At 71.5% G+C, this 16,601-nt stretch carries 18 protein-coding genes and 1 pseudogene; 12 read left to right on the top strand and 7 right to left on the bottom strand.

The features are described 5' to 3' along the window. The first annotated feature begins 99 nt into the window (after positions 1 to 99). From O7629_RS03235 to O7629_RS03220, 4 genes are all read left to right on the top strand, one after another. On the top strand, positions 100 to 888 hold the full coding sequence (locus tag O7629_RS03235) for a hypothetical protein (protein WP_278167396.1): 789 nt from the start codon (positions 100 to 102) through the stop codon (positions 886 to 888). Positions 889 to 1,009: 121 nt separating this feature from the next. Next, the gene (locus O7629_RS03230) at positions 1,010 to 2,284 is read left to right on the top strand and encodes a glutamate--cysteine ligase (RefSeq protein ID WP_278167395.1); all 1,275 of its coding nucleotides are present in this window, start codon (positions 1,010 to 1,012) and stop codon (positions 2,282 to 2,284) included. Between the two features lies 1 nt (position 2,285). Beyond that, positions 2,286 to 3,665, top strand: a complete 1,380-nt coding sequence (locus O7629_RS03225; RefSeq protein ID WP_278167394.1) for an FAD-dependent oxidoreductase — start codon at positions 2,286 to 2,288, stop codon at positions 3,663 to 3,665. A gap of 64 nt (positions 3,666 to 3,729) precedes the next feature. Further along, the gene (locus O7629_RS03220; RefSeq protein WP_278167393.1) at positions 3,730 to 4,374 is read left to right on the top strand and encodes a DUF1707 domain-containing protein; all 645 of its coding nucleotides are present in this window, start codon (positions 3,730 to 3,732) and stop codon (positions 4,372 to 4,374) included. 10 nt (positions 4,375 to 4,384) lie between these two features. On the opposite strand, the gene O7629_RS03215 is transcribed toward O7629_RS03220, so the two are convergent. Continuing rightward, positions 4,385 to 5,233: a DNA-formamidopyrimidine glycosylase family protein gene (locus O7629_RS03215; protein ID WP_278167392.1), complete on the bottom strand. Its 849-nt coding sequence runs from the start codon at positions 5,231 to 5,233 to the stop codon at positions 4,385 to 4,387. Between the two features lie 113 nt (positions 5,234 to 5,346). Between O7629_RS03215 and O7629_RS03210 the strand changes: the two genes are divergently transcribed. Next, entirely contained in the window at positions 5,347 to 6,114 is a 768-nt protein-coding gene (locus O7629_RS03210; protein ID WP_278167391.1) for an MBL fold metallo-hydrolase, read from the top strand. On the opposite strand, the gene O7629_RS03205 is transcribed toward O7629_RS03210, so the two are convergent. Further along, positions 6,076 to 6,591 carry a MarR family transcriptional regulator gene (locus O7629_RS03205; RefSeq protein WP_278167390.1) on the bottom strand — a complete coding sequence of 172 codons (516 nt, stop codon included), beginning with the start codon at positions 6,589 to 6,591 and terminating at the stop codon, positions 6,076 to 6,078. The two genes, O7629_RS03210 and O7629_RS03205, sit on opposite strands and share 39 nt — an antisense overlap. Positions 6,592 to 6,759: 168 nt before the next feature. On the opposite strand from O7629_RS03205, the gene O7629_RS03200 reads away from it, so the two are divergent. From O7629_RS03200 to rocD, 3 genes are all read left to right on the top strand, one after another. Beyond that, a complete protein-coding gene (locus O7629_RS03200; RefSeq protein WP_278167389.1) occupies positions 6,760 to 7,398 on the top strand; it encodes a hypothetical protein in 639 nt (212 codons plus the stop codon). A 313-nt stretch (positions 7,399 to 7,711) separates the two neighbouring features. Next, complete coding sequence (ddaH, locus tag O7629_RS03195; RefSeq protein ID WP_278174382.1) at positions 7,712 to 8,521, top strand: dimethylargininase; 810 nt, start codon at positions 7,712 to 7,714, stop codon at positions 8,519 to 8,521. Then, positions 8,521 to 9,735: an ornithine--oxo-acid transaminase gene (gene rocD / locus O7629_RS03190; protein ID WP_278174381.1), complete on the top strand. Its 1,215-nt coding sequence runs from the start codon at positions 8,521 to 8,523 to the stop codon at positions 9,733 to 9,735. The genes ddaH and rocD overlap by 1 nt, the downstream gene beginning before the upstream one ends. A gap of 91 nt (positions 9,736 to 9,826) precedes the next feature. On the opposite strand, the gene O7629_RS03185 is transcribed toward rocD, so the two are convergent. Both O7629_RS03185 and O7629_RS03180 read right to left on the bottom strand, forming a co-directional pair. Beyond that, a complete protein-coding gene (locus O7629_RS03185; protein WP_278167388.1) occupies positions 9,827 to 10,465 on the bottom strand; it encodes a hypothetical protein in 639 nt (212 codons plus the stop codon). A gap of 67 nt (positions 10,466 to 10,532) precedes the next feature. Further along, positions 10,533 to 11,222 carry an HNH endonuclease family protein gene (locus tag O7629_RS03180; protein ID WP_278167387.1) on the bottom strand — a complete coding sequence of 230 codons (690 nt, stop codon included), beginning with the start codon at positions 11,220 to 11,222 and terminating at the stop codon, positions 10,533 to 10,535. 235 nt (positions 11,223 to 11,457) lie between these two features. Here O7629_RS03180 and O7629_RS03175 point away from each other — a divergent pair, with 235 nt between their 5' ends. The 3 genes from O7629_RS03175 (at position 11,458) to O7629_RS03165 (ending at position 13,543) form a co-directional block, all read left to right on the top strand. Next, positions 11,458 to 12,285, top strand: a complete 828-nt coding sequence (locus O7629_RS03175) for a DUF72 domain-containing protein (RefSeq protein ID WP_278167386.1) — start codon at positions 11,458 to 11,460, stop codon at positions 12,283 to 12,285. 124 nt (positions 12,286 to 12,409) lie between these two features. Further along, entirely contained in the window at positions 12,410 to 13,030 is a 621-nt protein-coding gene (gene prfH / locus O7629_RS03170; protein ID WP_278167385.1) for a peptide chain release factor H, read from the top strand. 24 nt (positions 13,031 to 13,054) lie between these two features. Then, positions 13,055 to 13,543: an SRPBCC family protein gene (locus O7629_RS03165; RefSeq protein WP_278167383.1), complete on the top strand. Its 489-nt coding sequence runs from the start codon at positions 13,055 to 13,057 to the stop codon at positions 13,541 to 13,543. A 100-nt stretch (positions 13,544 to 13,643) separates the two neighbouring features. Here the strand turns inward: O7629_RS03165 and O7629_RS03160 are convergent, their stop codons facing one another. Next, entirely contained in the window at positions 13,644 to 14,231 is a 588-nt protein-coding gene (locus tag O7629_RS03160; RefSeq protein WP_278174380.1) for a hypothetical protein, read from the bottom strand. Positions 14,232 to 14,468: 237 nt separating this feature from the next. Between O7629_RS03160 and O7629_RS03155 the strand changes: the two genes are divergently transcribed. Continuing rightward, entirely contained in the window at positions 14,469 to 14,642 is a 174-nt protein-coding gene (locus O7629_RS03155; RefSeq protein WP_278167382.1) for a hypothetical protein, read from the top strand. Positions 14,643 to 14,885: 243 nt separating this feature from the next. On the opposite strand, the pseudogene O7629_RS03150 reads toward O7629_RS03155, so the two are convergent. Continuing rightward, positions 14,886 to 15,314, bottom strand: a pseudogene (locus O7629_RS03150) (NPP1 family protein); the annotation flags it as partial. 53 nt (positions 15,315 to 15,367) lie between these two features. Beyond that, the gene (locus O7629_RS03145) at positions 15,368 to 16,576 is read right to left on the bottom strand and encodes a transposase (protein WP_278167381.1); all 1,209 of its coding nucleotides are present in this window, start codon (positions 16,574 to 16,576) and stop codon (positions 15,368 to 15,370) included. Between the last annotated feature and the right edge of the window lie 25 nt (positions 16,577 to 16,601).

Genomic DNA, 16,601 nt, shown 5'->3' with positions numbered 1-16,601 from the left:
GACACCGTCCGGCCAGGCCGGACAGCTCGTAAAGTCAGGTAAATCCCTGCATAGCAGTGGATAAGGAGACAGGGTGCGCGGGTCGCATGGAGGAGTCCGGTGAACGGCTGGTTCGAGCAGACCATCGTCTCGACCGGCCGGTTGCCGCTGTTCTGTTTCTTCGTCGGCGTCGTCCTCGGCTTCGCGTTCATCCGCTTCTCGGTCCGGATGATCCGGGCCCAGGTGCGCTGGTGGCCAGGCAACGTCACCCGGGGCGACCTGCACATCCATCACGTCGTCTTCGGGGTGGTCTTCATGCTGGTCGCCGGGGTTGCCGGGCTGGCGATCCCGGTGGAGACGACCGGGTGGCGAGCGGTGGCGGCCGCGCTGTTCGGCGTCGGCGCCGCGCTGGTGCTCGACGAGTTCGCCCTGCTGCTGCATCTGAGCGACGTCTACTGGTCGGAGCGCGGCCGCACCTCGATCGACGCGGTCTTCGTGGCGGTCGCCGTTTCCGGGCTGCTGCTACTCGGCCTGCGACCGCTGGGGGCCAACGAATTCCTCACCGGCGAGACCGACCCGGCACAGTTCGCTGGCGCCGCGCTCATCGTGATCAACCTGGTGCTGGCAGCGATCACCCTGCTCAAGGGCAAGATCTGGACCGGGCTGCTGGGACTGTTCCTGCCGGTCCTGCTGATCGTCGGCGCGCTGCGGCTGGCCCGGCCGCACGCGCCCTGGGCACGCTGGTTCTACCGGGGCGAGAGCCGCTGGGCCGAGTGGCGGCGAGCCAGGTCCGCCGACCGCGAGCGCCGCTACCGGCAACCGATCATCCTGGCCAAGATCCGGGTCCAGGAGTTGATCGCCGGTCGGCACGACCTGCCGCTGCCCCGGCCACCCCGGCGCGAACGCTGAGCCGACCGCCCACCCGCAAACGTTGAACCGACCGCCCACCCGCGAACCCTGAGCCGACCGGCGCGGCCGGCGGCACCGCAAAGCCGTACCGCCGGGTCGCCCGAAGGCGCAGGATGGCCCGATGACCAGCAGTACTGTCGCCGCCGCGCCGGCCCGGCACCGGCCCGACGCGCTGACCGTCGGTGTGGAGGAGGAGTTCCTGCTCGTCGACCGCCGGTCGGGTGCCGCCGCACCGGCGGTCGCGGCGGTGCTCGCCGAGATCCCGCCGGAGCTGCGCGGGCAGGTGCAGCGGGAGTTCCAGACCAGCCAGATCGAAATCGGCAGTCCACCCGGCCTGGACCTACGGGCGCTGCGGCGTACTCTCGGGACGCTGCGCGCCGGGGTCGCCGACGCCGCCGAGCGGGCCGGTGTCCGGCTGATCGCCGTCGGCACCGCACCGGTCGCCGGACCGCAGCCCGACGTGGTCGACGACCCACGCTTCCACCGGATCGTCGAACGGTACGGGATGCTGCTGCCCGGCCCGGGCACCAACGGGCTGCACGTGCACGTCGCGGTCCCGGACCAGCAGGTCGGCGTACAGGTGCTCAACCACCTCCGCCCGTGGCTGCCGGTGCTGCAGGCGACGACCGCCAACTCGCCGTTCTTCCACGGCGTCGACACCGGGTACGCCAGTTGGCGGTCGGTGATGTGGCAGCGTTGGCCGGCGGTTGCCCCGGCCCCACGGTTACGCTCGTACGAGCACTACCGGTCGCTGGTCGACGACTTGACCACCGCCGGTCTCATCCTGGACGAAGGGATGCTCCACTGGTACGCCCGACTGTCGGCGCACTACCCCACCGTCGAGGTCCGCATCGGCGACGTCTGCCCGAGCCTGGACGACACGATCCTGCTCGCCGCGCTGGTCCGCGGTCTGGTCGGCACCGCGCTCACCGCGGTGGAACAGGACCGGCCACCGGTCGACGTGGAGCATCATGTGCTGGTCGCCGCCCACTGGCGGGCCGCGCACGACGGGCTGGAGGGGCAGGCCGTGGACCTGACCACCGGGGCACCCGCGCTGCGTCCCGGCTGGCATCTGCTGCGCCGGCTGGTCGACACCGTCCGCCCCGAGCTCGACCGGCACGGCGATGTCGCGCTGGTGAACTCGCTGCTGGGCCGGCTGCGGGCCCGGGGCACCGGGGCGGCCCGGCAGCGGGCCGTGCACGCCGGCAGCGGCGACCTGGGCGCCGTGGTGGACTATCTGGCCGCGCAGACCCGCAGCAGGTCGATCATCCCGGCACCGCCGCACGTGACCGATCCCCCTGCCGGGCCGACCGCCGGGCCGGCCGCCGATCCCCCCGCCGGACCGACCGCCGGACCGCTGACCTGGTCCGACCGGACCCGACTGGAGAAGATGTGAGATGGCGCAACGGATGGTGGTGATCGGTGGTGACGCGGCCGGCATGTCGGCCGCGTCTCAGGCCCGGCAACTGCGTGGCCCCGACGAGCTGAGCATCGTCGCGTTCGAGCGGGGCCGGTTCACCTCGTACTCGGCCTGCGGAATCCCGTACTGGATCTCCGGCCTGGTCGACGACCCGCAGGAGCTGATCGTCCGCGACCCGGAGACGTTCCGCCGCGACCACCACATCGACGTCCGCATCCGGCACGAGGTCACCCGGATCGACCTGGCCGCGCGGGAGGTGGTGGCCACGTCGTTCGGCGACGGCGGACGGGAGGTCCGCGAGCCGTTCGACACCCTGGTGTACGCCACCGGAGCGGCGCCGGCGCAGCCGCCGTGGGCGGGCAACGCCGCCGCCGGCGTGTTCGGGGTGCAGACCCTCGACGACGGCGCGGCGCTGCGGGACTGGCTCGACCAGGAACCGGCGCCGCGCCGGGCGGTGGTGGTCGGCGGCGGGTACATCGGGGTGGAGATGGCCGAGGCGTTGATCCGGCGCGGGCTGGCGGTGACCCTGGTGGAGCGCAGCCCGCAACCGATGTCCACCGTCGACCCGGACATGGGAGCGCTGGTCCGCTCGGCGCTGGTCGCGCTCGGCATCGACGTACGTACCGGCGTGTCAGTCACCGGCCTGCACGAACGCGACGGGCGGGTCTGCGAGGTGCTGACTGACGACGGCGCGGTGCCGGCCGACGTCGTGGTGCTGGGTCTGGGTGTACGGCCGAACACCGGGCTCGCCGAGCAGGCCGGCCTGCCGATCGGCGTCACCGGCGGCGTCCGTACCGATCTGCAGATGCGGGTGGTCGGGGTGCCCGACGTGTGGGCGGCCGGCGACTGCGTCGAGACCTTCCACCGGGTCAGCGGCCAGCCAGTGCACATCCCGCTGGGCACCCACGCCAACAAGCAGGGCCGGGTGGCCGGGATCAACATCGGCGGCAGCTACGCCACCTTCCCCGGGGTGATCGGCACCGCGATCACCAAGGTCTGTGACCTGGAGGTGGCCCGCACCGGACTGCTCGAACGCGAGGCGGCGAAAGCCGGGTACGCCTATGTGAGCGCCACCGTGGAGTCGAACAACCGGGCCGGCTACTTCCCCGGTGCCGCCCCGATGACGATAAAGCTGATCGCCGAGCAGCACACCGGGCAGCTGCTGGGTGGGCAGATCGTCGGCACCTCGGAGGCGGCGAAGCGGATCGACGTGCTGTCCGTCGCGGTGTGGAACCGGATGTCGGTGGCCGAGATGACCGCCCTCGACCTGGGCTACGCCCCGCCGTACTCGCCGGTCTGGGATCCGGTGCTGGTCGCCGCCCGGCGGGCCAACGACGCCGTCGCCGAGACCCCGTGAGCCGGCGCCCGCGCGGACCGGGCGGGTGGCGGTTGCCGTTGGGCGTGGCCGTTAGGCTTGGCGGGTGGACCCGGCGACCCATCCCAGCGGCGATCACCTGCGCGTCTCCGACGCCGAGCGGGAGCAGGTGGTGGAGCTGCTCGGCCAGGCGACCGCGGAAGGCCGGCTGACCCTCGACGAGTACGCCGACCGGGCCACCGAGGCGCATCAGGCCAAGACCCGGGGTGAGCTGGCCCGGCTCACCGCCGACCTGCCCACCGAGTCGTCGGGTGGGCTGCCGGCCGCCGCCGGGCCGGGTGCGCTGGCGGCGCGCGGTCCGGCGTACCCGGCGGTGCCGGGCAGCGGCGCGACGCCGCCCGCCCCGGCGGAGCGGATGGTGGCGATCTTCGGTGACGAGGTGCGCAAGGGACACTGGCTGGTGCCGGACCGGGTGGAGGCGCGGGCGGTCTTCGGCGACTGCAAGATCGAGTTGCAGGACGCCCAGATCCAGCATCAGGTGACCACTATCGAGGCGACTGCCATCTTCGGCTCGGTCACCGTGTACGTGCCGGAAGGGGTCGACGTCCGGATGACCGGCACGGCGGTGTTCGGTGACAAGAAGTCGAAGCTGACCGCACCGCCCCGGCCCGGTGCCCCGGTCATCCAGCTGGTCTGCAACGTGATCTTCGGCTCGGTCGTGGTGCGGCCGCCGAAGCGCAAATGGTGGTGACGACGGCGGCTCAGCCCGGTTGGCAGGTCGGGCACCAGTAGGTGTTCCGGGCGGCCAGCACCCCGGCGGCCACGGTGGCGCCGCAGCACAGGCAGGGTTGGCCGGCGCGCCGGTAGACGTACACCTCGCCGCCGTGCCGGTCGTTGCGCGGTGCCCGGCCCATCGCCTCCGGCAGGTGCTCGTCGCGTACGGTGTCGATCCGGCCCCGGCGCACCCCGATCCGCATCAGGGTGACCAGGTCGGCCCAGATCCGCTGCCACTGGTCGGCGGTCAGCCGCCGGCCCGGCATGGTCGGCGCGATCCCGGCCCGGAACAGCACCTCGGTGGCGTAGACCAGGCCGACCCCGGCGACGATCGTCTGGTCGAGCAGCAACGCGCCGAGCGGTCTGGCGCTGCGCCGGATCCGGCCGCCGGCAGTGTCCGGGTCGGCGTCGTCGCGCAGCGGATCGGCACCGAGCCGGTCGCGCAGGGCGTCGGCCTCCGCCTCGGTGAGCAGTTCGCAGGCGGCCGGTCCGCGCAGGTCCAGCCAGTGCTGTCGGGCGGCTGCGCCGGCTGTCGCTGCCGGCCCGCCGACCAGCCGCAGCCGGATCTGCCCGACCGGTGCCGGCGGCTGTCCCGGCCCGTCGGCGACGGTGCCGTAGAGGCCCAGGTGCACGTGCAGGATGCCGCCGCCCGGACCACCCTGGTAGTGGTGCAGCAGGTGTTTGCCGTACGCCTCGGTGGCGGCGAGGGTGGCGCCGGTGAGCCGGGCGGCGCCAGCGGTGAACCGACCCTGCGGGCTGGTCGCGACGACCTGTGCTCCGCCGAGTACGGCGTGGTGGTGGGCGGCCAGCCGGTGGATGGTGTGGCCTTCGGGCATGGCAGCAGAGCCTATCGGCCGCAGTCGGCTTGACCATGATCAGACCCAGCTGATTGTATGTTGGTCAACTGTTGATCACCTGACGATTACCTCGTCGCTTGTTCGGAGGTCCCGTGCCCACCCCCACCACCGTGCTGCCGATCCCGGTCACCGGCAACCGGAGCGTGAACGCCTATCTCCTGCTCGGCCGCCGACCGGTGGTCGTCGACGCCGGAATGCCCGGCAGCGCCGGAAAGATCCACACCGGTCTGATCCGCCACGGGGTGGACCCCTCCGAGGTGGCACTGATCGTGCTCACCCACGGGCACACCGACCACTTCGGCTCCGCCGCCCGACTGCACCAGCTGACCGGGGCACCGGTCGCCGGGCACGTCGCCGACCTGGCCCAGTACCGGGCCGGCGCGAGCCGGCGGCCGTATCTGCCGACCGGACCGACCGGGCGGCTGATCATGCGTACCGGGGTGCTCGACCGACCGGTCCGGCCGGTCGAACCCGACCTGTTGATCGACGGCGAACTGCGGCTCGACGACTACGGCGTGGCCGGCCGGATCGTGCCCACCCCGGGCCACACCGCCGGTTCGATCTCAGTGCTGACCGACGACGGCGACCTCGTCGCCGGAGACCTGGTCGCCAGCTCGATGCTGGGCCTGCTCGGCAGCCGGCCGGCCAACCCGCCGTTCCACGATGACCCGGTCGGCAACCTCGCCAGCCTGCGGCGGATGCTGGCCCTCGGCCCGGCGACGCTGCACGTCGGGCACGGCGGCCCGCTCGACCCGCGCCGGGTCGCCCGCTGGGCGGCAAGGGAGGAGAAGCGGCTCAGCCGGTTGGCCGGGCGCGGCCGACTAACCCGTCGTCGGGCCGGCGTCGGCACCGATCAGTAGCTTGCCGATCAGGCCGACCAACTGGTTCCGCTCGTCGGCGGTGAGGCGCTCGAAGAACCGGGTCTCGAGGGTCGCCGCGTCGGCCGAGATCGTCGCGAGGGCCGCCCGACCGGCCGGGCTGATGGTGACGATGTACGCCCGCCGGTTGGTCGGATTGCGCTGGCGGGTGACCAGACCGGCGCGTTCCAACGCGTCGACCGTACCGACCATCGTGGTCCGGTCGGTCCGTAGCCCGTCGCTGAGCTCCTGCTGGGAACGGGGACCGGTGGCGTCGAGCATGCCCAGCACCAGGAACTGGGTGAGGTTACGGCCGGTACGCGCGGCGGCGGCCTCACCGATGCGGGTCGCCGCAGCCCCGGCGCGGCAGAGACCGACGATGTGCCGTTGCCACAGCAGCTGACGGAAGTAGTCCGTGAGCTCCGGCGGATCGTCGGGACCGCGCGTTTTATGATCCGCTTCCGGTCCTGCTGGCCTCACCGTCACCGCTACACCCGCCCATGATCGGAACCTGACCGTCCGAGGGTATCGCCACCCGCTTGACCGTGACTGGTGTGGCGGACCGGACATCCGGGTACTGCAAGCCGACAACCGCCGGAGACCCGCGCAGCCGCAGTGCGGTCCGGCGTACCGATAAGGAGGTCTGTCATGGTCAGGATTCCCTCGCTGTCCCGGCGCACGGAGCCGACGCGGCCGGCGGACAACCCGCCACCGACCGGCGCTACCACCGCGACCGCGACCGGCACGGCCGACGCCGCAGAGGCCGACACGACCCGGGCCGACAGGACGCGGGCCGACACGACCCGGGCCGACACGACGCGAGCCGACACGACCCGGGGCGGCACGCGGGCCGGGGTCACCGACCCGGCCACCCGGCCGACACCGCCGGGACCGCGCCCCGAGCCGCCCACCCGGGAGGGCAGCGACCCCCGGCCGGCTCCCCCGCCGGCACCGGCCGGCCCCCGGCCCCGGGCCAGCCTGCTCGCCACCGTCAGCCTGATCACCGGGGTCACCGGCGCGCTGTTCGTGCTGTCCGGACCGCTGGCACCGTACGGCATCGCGATCGGGGTGATCGCCCTCGCCACCGGCCTCGGCGGGATCTCGGCGACGGCCCGCCGGCACATCGCCGGCCGGACCGAGGCGCTGATGGGCATCGTCCTCGCCCTCGGGACGATGATCATCGGCAGCCTGGCGCTGACCGGCGCGCTGAGCTGGTTGACCACCGAGACCGACATGGTGCAGCAGGTACGGCAGTGGCTTGACTCACAGTTTGTCGGAATCTTCTGACGGGCAATCGTGAGTCGGGACGGTGGTTCACCGCCCACAGGGCCCTGGCAGCGGTGGTTCACCGCAAGAGGGCCGACCGGACCGGTGATTCACCGGGCACCGCATCTTCGGGGGGCGACGGCGTGGTCGCCCCCCGAAAGCATGTGTACGCAACAAAACACATGTGGTACTCGGCAATGACGCAATGATTCGCCGCTACAAGCAACTCCTGACAATGGTTTCTGCGGGTCCCAGCCCTTAGCGTGGAGAACAAGCGCCAGCCCACGGCCACCGCCGAGGCGCGCCTTCGACCCCAGGAGCCAGTCGCATGACGATGCACGCCACCCACCGGCAGTACCTGATGTGCCGGCCGACGTACTTCGCCGTGGAATACGCGATCAACCCGTGGATGGACCCGGCCCGCCCCGTCGACCGGGAGCTGGCGATCGCGCAATGGGACCAGCTGCGCCGGACGTACCTGGAACTGGGCCACACGGTCGACGAGATCGAGCCGCTGCCCGGCCTGCCCGACATGGTGTTCGCCGCCAACGGCGCCACCGTCATCGACGGCCGGGCGCTGGCCGTGCAGTTCCGCGAGCCGCAGCGGGCCGACGAGGCGCCCGCCTACCGCGACTGGCTGGAGCAGGCCGGCTTCCCGGTGCACGAGGCCAAACACGTCAACGAAGGCGAAGGCGATTTCCTGGTGGTCGGCGACTACCTGCTGGCCGGCACCGGGTTCCGCACCTCGCACGCCGCGCACGCCCACGCCCAGGAGGTGTTCGGCCGCCCGGTGGTCACCCTGCAACTGGTCGACCCGTGCTTCTACCACCTCGACACCGCGCTCGCCGTGATCGACGAGCGGACCATCGCGTACCTGCCGGAGGCGTTCTCCCCCGGCAGCCAGGCGGTACTGCGCCGGCTGTTCCCGGACGCCGTCACGGCCAGCCTGGCCGACGCCGCCGCGTTCGGCCTCAACGCGGTCAGCGACGGCCGGCACGTCGTGCTGCCGGTGCAGGCCGACGGGCTGGCGGCGGCGCTGCGCGAACGCGGCTATCACCCGATCGGGGTCGACCTGTCCGAGCTGCGCAAGGCCGGCGGCGGCCCGAAATGCTGCACCCTGGAGCTGAGGGGGTCGAGCCGATGATCGTCGACGGGATGCTGCGGACACCGAGGGCGGTACGGGACGCGGAACGCTGGACCGCGCACAACTACCACCCGCTACCGGTGGTGATCAGCGAGGCCGCCGGCGCCTGGGTCACCGACGTCGACGGCCGACGCTACCTGGACTGCCTGGCCGGCTACTCGGCGCTCAACTTCGGCCACCGGCATCCGACATTGACCGCCGCCGCGCACGCCCAGCTGGACCGGCTCACCCTGACCAGCCGGGCGTTCACCCACGACCGGTTCGCCGACTTCTGCCGCGAGCTGGCCGAGCTGTGCGGCAAGGACATGGTGCTGCCGATGAACACCGGCGCCGAGGCGGTGGAGACCGCGATCAAGGTCGCCCGCAAGTGGGGCTACCAGGTCAAGGGCGTACCGGACGGTCAGGCGACCATCGTCGTGGCCGACGGCAACTTCCACGGCCGGACCACGACGATCGTCAGCTTCTCCACCGACGCCGAGGCCCGCGACGGCTTCGGGCCGTACACCCCGGGGTTTCGGATCGTGCCGTACGGCGACCTCGCCGCGCTGGCCGACGCGATCGACGAGACCTGCGTCGCGGTGCTGCTGGAGCCGATCCAGGGCGAGCAGGGCGTGGTGGTGCCGCCGGACGGCTACCTGACCGGGGTACGGGACCTGTGCACCCGCAACGACGTGCTGCTGCTCGCCGACGAGATCCAGTCTGGCCTGGGCCGCACCGGGGCGACGTTCGCCTGCGACCACGAGGGCGTGGTGCCGGACATGTACATCCTGGGCAAGGCGCTCGGCGGCGGCATCGTGCCGGTGTCGGCGGTGGTGGCCGACCGACCGGTGCTCGGGGTGCTGCGCCCCGGCGAGCACGGCTCGACGTTCGGCGGCAACGCCCTCGCCTGCGCGGTCGCCACCGAGGTGGTCCGGCTGCTGGCCACCGGCGAGTACCAGCGGCGCTCGGCGGAGCTGGGGGCCCGGCTGCACGCCGGGCTCGACGCGCTGCGCGACGACGGCCGACTGCTCGCCGTCCGCGGTCGCGGGCTGTGGGCCGGGCTGGACCTGGACCCACGGCGGACGACCGGTCGGCAGGCCTGCGAACGGCTCGCCGATCGGGGCGTACTGGCCAAGGACACCCACGGTGCGACGATCCGGCTGGCCCCGCCGCTGGTCGTCGAAGCGTCCGACGTGGACTTCGCCATCGAACAGCTTTCCCACGTGCTGCGCTGAGCACACCGGCCGGCCGGGGGGCGATGCGCCGCCCGGCCGGAAGCCGGTCGTCCAGCGGCACGGTCAGGGTCGGGGTCAAATTCCGGGTCAGTCAGTGGAACACGATGGCCCGGCCGCAGGAGATGCTCGCCCGGCACGCCTCGTGCAGGGTGAGCCACGCCTGCGTCTCGGCGGAAAAGTCGGTGCCGTCGGGCACCGCGAACAGCCGGGCCGCCTCGGTGTCCGGCAGGTCCCCAGCCGGGTCCAGCCGGACGCCGATCGCCGGGGCGCAGCGCCGCAGCTCGGCGAGCAGACCCTGACCCGACCCGACGATGCCGCCGCCGGCCACCCCGGCCTCGGCCGGCAGGAACACCGGGTCGCCGAGATCGGCCGGCACGTAGTAGCCGGCGGTGTCGGAGTGGCACAGCAGGTGCGACTCCAGCATCGACGCCTGATCGTCGATCAGCTCCCGGTCCGCGATCAGCCCACTCGCGTCGGTGATCGGGGTGACCGGCCGGCCCAGATCCACCAGGGCCAGCACCCGGCGCAGCTGGTGCAGCCAGCTGGTCGGCAGGCTACGCAGGTGCGGCCGGGTCGACGGCACCGCCGCGACGTACTGCTCCTGCCAGCTGACGCCCTCGGCGGCCAGCGCGGCGCTCAACTGGTCGAGGGCGGCGCGGCTACGCGCCGCCCCCTCGTCGTCAATGCCGGACAGTGCCGTGGTGATCCCGACCGTTACCGCAAGACTCATGCGGGGCAGGGTAGCCGGGTTGCCCGACAGGTCGGTCAGGCCAGCGGGTGGCCAGTACGCCGCCGGGTCAGCAGGTGGCCAGCATGCCGGACAGGGCGGACTTCTCCGCGCTGTCCACTGTCATGTCGTAGTACCACTTCACCTGGATCCAGGCCCGGGCGTAGGTGCAACGGAACGAGACGAGCGGCGGCTGCCAGTCGGCCGGGTCCTTGTCGCCCTTGGCCTGGTTGACGTTGTCGGTGACCGCCCACAGCTCCGGCCCGCCGAGGTCGTTGGCGTACGTCTGACGCCGGGCGGTGGACCAGGCCCAGGCACCGGAACGCCACGCCTCGGCGAGCGGCACCATGTGGTCGATGTCGACGTCCGACGCCTGCGTCCAGGTGGCCCCGTCGAACGGGCTGTACCAGGACCCGGAGGTCGGGTAGCAACTGCTGTTGACCACGACGTTGCTGCCGTCGCGCTTGAGCACCTGCTCCCGGGTGTTGCAGCTGCCGGTGATGGTGATCCAGTGCGGGAACAACGACCGGCTGTAGCTCGACTGGTGCGACTCGGCGGCCACGGTCAGCGAGTTCAGCCGGCTGAGCGCCGTGCTGTACGACGGGATGTTGGGCGGCGTGGCCTGGGCGGGGACAGCGGTCAGGGTGAGCGAGACGATGACCGCGATCGTCGCGGCCACGGCGGCGCTGACGGCACGACGGACACCGATGGTGGGGCGGACGCTGGCTGGGGGACGGGCGCTGACGGTGCGGCGGGCCATGGGAGCTCCTGGCGTCGCTGCCCACCGCGGCCGGGTCGGGTGCTCCGGCCTGGGGGTACGGCGGGCAGGTCGACACCGGGAATCTAAGCTTCTCAATTACCTTGATCAAGACAGGTCGATGAATACGGCGTTAAGTCCAGCGCTCCAACCGGGTGGCTCTATCGTTGTCGCCGTGCCGAACACCGACACCGCCTCCCCGTCGCCGACCAGACCCCGGCTGCACGTTGGCTGTGCTATGTGGACGCACAAGTCCTGGCAGGGGCGACTGATCGCGCACCCGTTGCCGCCGGCCGAACGGCTACGCCACTACGCCGCCTGGTGCACCGCCGTCGAAGGCAACACCACCTTCTACGCCACCCCGACCCGGGAGACCGCCGCCACCTGGGCGGCGCAGACCGACCCCGACTTTCGCTTCGTGCTCAAACTGCCGAAGACCGTCACCCACGAACACCGGCTCACCGACGCCGACGAGCCGTTGAACGCCTTCCTCGACGCGATAGCACCCCTCGGACCGCGTACCCATGCGATCTGGGCCCAACTGCCGGGGTCGTTCGGCCCCGACGACGTGCCCGCCCTGGCCCGCTTCCTGCGCCGACTCCCCCGCGATCACCGGTACGCCGTCGAGGTCCGCCACCCGGCGTTCTTCACCGACCCGGCCGCGACCCGGCTACTCGAAGGGGTACTGAGCGACGTCGACGCCGAGTGGGTTCCGTTCGACACCACGACGTTCTTCGCCGCCGAGCCGACCAGCGACGCCGAACGCGACGCGTGGATCAAGAAGCCCCGCGCCCCGCTGCGCACCCGGGCACTGACCGACCGGCCGATCGTGCGCTACCTCGGCCGCGACGACGTCGAGCAGACCGTCGCCGGCTGGCGGCACTGGGTCGAGGCATCGGTGTCCTGGCTGCGGCAGGGCCGCTCGCCCACGGTGTTCATCCACACCCCGGACAACGCCGACGCGCCGACCCTGGCCCGCCGCTTCCATGACGAGGTACGGGCCGCACTGCCGCAACTCGACCCGTTGCCCGAGCCGATCCCGGCACAGCCGCTGACCCTGTTCTGACCTGCGTCGTTCGGACCACATCGGTTGACCCGCACGCCGGACCGGACGCCAACTACTCGGTGGCGCACGGAGCCGGCAGCAAAATGTCCCGCGCCGACGCCCTGCGCCGTGGCCGGGGCCAGCGGTGACGACCGCGTCCCTGCTGCTGTCCGCCGGGCGTGGTCCACAGGAATGCTCCTGGGCGGTGGCCCAACTGCTGTGCCGGCTGGAAGCCGACGCCGCCGCCCAGCGGCTGACCACCCGCCGGGCCCGGACCGTCGGCGGCGACCGGCCGGGCACCTACCGGTCGGCGCTGGTCCGCATCGGCGGTAGTGGAACCGAGGAGTTCGCCACCTCCTGGACTGGCACCCTGTGCTGGCAGGCACCGAGCCCTTACCGGACCGGGCATGGCCGGAAGAACTGGTACGTCACCGCCCAGCCGTGCCAGGCCAGCCCGACCCCGACCGTGTTCCGGGAAGCGGACGTCGATATCGTCGCCTGCCGCACCGGCGGGCCCGGTGGCCAGCACCGCAACAAAGCCAGCACGGCGGTGCGGGCCACCCACCGGCCGTCCGGGCTGGTGGTCGTGGTCGACACGGAACGGCGATCGCAACTGAACCGTCGCATCGCCTTGCGGCTGCTCCGCGACCGGCTCGAACACGGTGACCTGGTGGCGTCGCAAGCGATGGAGACCGATCGCTGGCGGATGCACGACGCACTGGTGAGAGGCAATCCCGTCCGAATCGAGCGCCCGCGCCGCACCTGACCGCCGGTGGCCGATGATGGGCCGATGCCTGTGGTAGAAGCAGCGGTCACCGTCCCCGTACCGCCGGATCTCGCCTTCGCGGTGTCCCAGACCACCACGCCGGTCCGGCACCGTTGGGACCCGTTCATCCGGGCACAGCACTTCGTCAACGGTGCCACCCGCCCCGGCAAGGGCGTCCGCACCTTCACCCGGTCCCGGCACGGCCTGACGATGATCAGCGAGTACGTCTCGTACGCTCCGCCGACCAACGTCGGCATGAAGATGGTCCGTGGGCCGTGGTTCTTCGAGATGTTCGCCGGCGGCTGGCGGTTCGCCCCGGCCTCCGAGCCCGGTCACACGGTGGCGACCTGGCGGTACAGCTTCCGCTGCCGGCCGGCGCCGCTGCGCCCGATCGCCGACCGGGTCGGGGTGTGGCTGCTGGGCCGCGACATCCGCCGCCGCATCGCCGGCTACGCGGCCGGTTGCGCCGATCCGGAGGTTGTCGCCGCCGCCCGCCGGTCACTGTCCGACTGATCCCGGTCGATTCTCAGCGCCTCGGGGCCCGACGCAGCGTGAGGGCCGGACCCCGGGGTACGGGGTCCGGCCCTCACGCTGGGCTTCCGGGTGTCTCGGGTCAGCTGTTCCAGTGCTGGGCGACGAGTTCGGCGGCCTGGGTCTCCCACTGCGCGTAGTGGTCCGGGTACGCCGACACCTGCACGGTCTGGGCGGCCTGGGTCAGTGGCATGTCCTGCCAGCCGTCGACGGCTTTGAGCCCGTTGAGGAACGCGGTGGTGGAGTACTCGACGTCGGTGATCTGCTCGACGGTGCCCCAGCCGGAGGAGGGGCGCTGCTGGAACAGGCCCTGCGAGTCGTGGTCGTTGCGGTCACCGAGGTGGCCGAGGTTCTCCAGCTTGGACTCCTGCAGGGCGGTGGCGATGGCGACCACGGCGGCCCGCTCGTCCATGCCGGCCTTCTTCGTCGCGGCGATGATGCCCTTGACGTTGTCGGTCTGCTCGCTGGACAGGTCGATTCGGGACTGCTCGCCCTGCACGCCGTGCGGGGTCAGCTTGTCGGTGTCGACGCTGTCGCTGCTGGCGGCGGCCACGGGTGCGGCGAGGGCGGTGGGGGCGTGGTCGGCGGCCAGGGCGGGGGCGGCGATTGCGCCGCCGGCCAGGGTCAGCCCGGCGATGCCGAGGGCGGTGGTCCGCAGGCTGGTACGCAGGGTGCGGGTGATGATCGTGGTCATGGGGGGTCCACCTTCCGTTTTCCGAGGGGGCGCAGCCGTCACGGGCGGGCGGGTGCGCGGTAAACGGTCATCCGGGTGGTACGGGATCTCAGACGCGGTACGGGTCGTCTGTGGTGCGGGGTGCGGGGTGCGGCGCGGTACCGGGTCGGTCATCGGCTCGCGGCGGCTCCGGCACGCCCCAGGGGGTGGGGCGCGGGTGCGCTGCTGCGCGCCGTGACCATGTACAACCACGCCGACCCGCCGACGATTCCCGACCGGGCCCACCGACCCGATCCACTGACCGGGCCGGCACGGAGCCTGACTGCCGCCTGGCGGCTGCGGGCCGGAGTGCGTGGCGCGACCATGCACAACGACCCCGCCCACCGGATCATTCCATGCCCGGCCTGAGCCTCAGCCGGGCTGAGCCTCAGGAACCGCGCACGTTCGGCGCGCAGCGTCACCTTTGGCACCCAAAGGCAGCCTGAACGCTTCAAGCCCCACTGGCGACGTGGCGGAAGACCGGGCCGCACCAGAGCCCTCGTACAGCCCGCTGAGGGCTGGTTGGCCTAGGCGCGAACCTGATGCCACAGGTGCATCAAGATGCACCTGCGGCATCAGGATGTACCGCAGCACATCATGGTTCAAAATGGGTCAAGCCCACGGGTCGAAGGGGATACCTGCCGGCTTCGACCTGTTCAGTAGGTTACGGAACCGGTCGTCCTGATCGGTGATCTTGATGCTGGCGGAGCCGAAGTCGGCGGTCATCAACCGGTCCCGCAGCGCCGTGCTGGGCCAGCCGCTCCAGTCGACGACCGGCGGAAACCGCCAGGTGCCGTAGTGGTTCTCCGGCGGGTCGTCGTTGCTGTCCGCCGGCCGGAAGTTGTGCGAGCCGAAGGCGCCTTCCTTGTGGTAGACGACCTTTGGATGCGTGCCGTCGAACCGCACCGAGGATCGCGGATAGGTCTGCACCTCGCCGTGCACCGTCCGGGACACGTAGTCGACCCGGTCCGACGCTTGGTTCACCCAGGAGACGACGTGCTCCCAGTCGTGCCGGTGACCGCAGCAGCCCGGCAGGACCTGGTCCTTCTCGAATTGACGTCCTCCTCTTCCTGAAGGAAGAGGATTCCGGTCTGCTACACCCCCGAAGGGGTGAACTCCCGATGGGTTACCGCTTCTCGGCGCGGTGCCGGCACGGGTGCCGGTCTTACCTGCGCTCCACGGTCGTTGAAGTCCGCCCGTCCGGCGGCCTTGATGTTGCGTGCGGCGTTGACGTCCCGGTCGTGAACGGCCCCGCAGGGACAGGACCACGACCTGACGTCGAGCGCCATCTTGTCGTTGACCCGGCCACACACCGAGCACATCCGGGTCGACGGTAACCAACGGTCCACCCGGCCGAACGTGCGCCCGTACCGGGCGGCCTTGTACTCCAACATGGTCGTGAACTGCGCCCAGCCGGCGTCGTACACCGACTTGGCCAGCCTTGTACGACCCAACCCGGCAACAGCGAGGTCCTCGACGTACACCGCTTGGTTGTCGCGGATCAACGTCGTGGACAGCTTGTGTTGCCAGTCCCGGCGGGTGTCGGCCACCCGGGAGTGCGCCCGAGCAACCCTGACGACGGCCTTCCTGCGCCGGTTCGACCCCTTCTGCTTGCGCGACAGTGCCTGCTGCAGGCGCTTCAACTTGCGGGCAGCTCGCCGCAGAAACCTGGGTGCGGTGACCTTCGCACCGTCCGACATGACGGCGAAGTGCGTCAGGCCCAGGTCGATCCCGATCTCGGAGTCGACCGGCGGCAGCGCCTCGTCCCCGGGCGTGGTCACCACGAAGGAGGCGAAGTACCGTCCGGCCGTGTCCCTGACCACCGTCACCGACGACGGCTCGGACGGCAACGACCGCGACCAGCGCACCTCCAGGTCACCTATCTTCGGCAACCGCAGGCGACCGTTGTCGCAGACCTTGAACCTGCTGTTCTTCGTGAACCGGATCGCCTGCCGCTTGTCTTTGCGGGACCGGAAGCGGGGCCGGGCCACCTTGCGGCCCTTGCGCCTGCCGGTGACCGAGGCAAAGAAGTTGCGGTACGCGGTGTTTAGATCCGCGAGAGCCTGCTGAAGCACGACCGACGACACCTCGCCCAGCCACGCCCGTTCCGGCGTCGCCTTGGCCCGTGTGATGACCCGCTTCGACAGGTCGGCGTCCGAAACGTACGGCAAGCCCTGCTCGTATGCCTGCTGACGCAGCCTGAGCCCGTCGTTGAACACCACCCTCGCGCAGCCGAGCGCCCGGGACAACGCCGCCTGCTCCCCCGGGGTGGGATAGAGACGAAAGTTGTACCGAAGCTGCATGTACACAGTTTACACCCGGTACCCT

This window comes from Solwaraspora sp. WMMD792 (genome assembly GCF_029626105.1).
Classification (GTDB): domain Bacteria; phylum Actinomycetota; class Actinomycetes; order Mycobacteriales; family Micromonosporaceae; genus Micromonospora_E.
The sequence above is the reverse complement of the archived record's forward strand: the minus strand, read 5'-3'. Positions and strand labels throughout refer to the sequence as shown.

Coding starts and splice junctions, on each gene's coding strand:
- O7629_RS03230 (WP_278167395.1), top strand. CDS start 1,010: ATGACCAGCAGTACTGTCGCCGCCGCGCCGGCCCGGCACCGGCCCGAC.
- O7629_RS03225 (WP_278167394.1), top strand. CDS start 2,286: ATGGCGCAACGGATGGTGGTGATCGGTGGTGACGCGGCCGGCATGTCG.
- O7629_RS03215 (WP_278167392.1), bottom strand. CDS start 5,233: ATGCCCGAAGGCCACACCATCCACCGGCTGGCCGCCCACCACCACGCC.
- O7629_RS03200 (WP_278167389.1), top strand. CDS start 6,760: ATGGTCAGGATTCCCTCGCTGTCCCGGCGCACGGAGCCGACGCGGCCG.
- ddaH (WP_278174382.1), top strand. CDS start 7,712: ATGCACGCCACCCACCGGCAGTACCTGATGTGCCGGCCGACGTACTTC.
- O7629_RS03185 (WP_278167388.1), bottom strand. CDS start 10,465: ATGAGTCTTGCGGTAACGGTCGGGATCACCACGGCACTGTCCGGCATT.
- O7629_RS03180 (WP_278167387.1), bottom strand. CDS start 11,222: ATGGCCCGCCGCACCGTCAGCGCCCGTCCCCCAGCCAGCGTCCGCCCC.
- O7629_RS03175 (WP_278167386.1), top strand. CDS start 11,458: ATGTGGACGCACAAGTCCTGGCAGGGGCGACTGATCGCGCACCCGTTG.
- O7629_RS03165 (WP_278167383.1), top strand. CDS start 13,055: ATGCCTGTGGTAGAAGCAGCGGTCACCGTCCCCGTACCGCCGGATCTC.
- O7629_RS03145 (WP_278167381.1), bottom strand. CDS start 16,576: ATGCAGCTTCGGTACAACTTTCGTCTCTATCCCACCCCGGGGGAGCAG.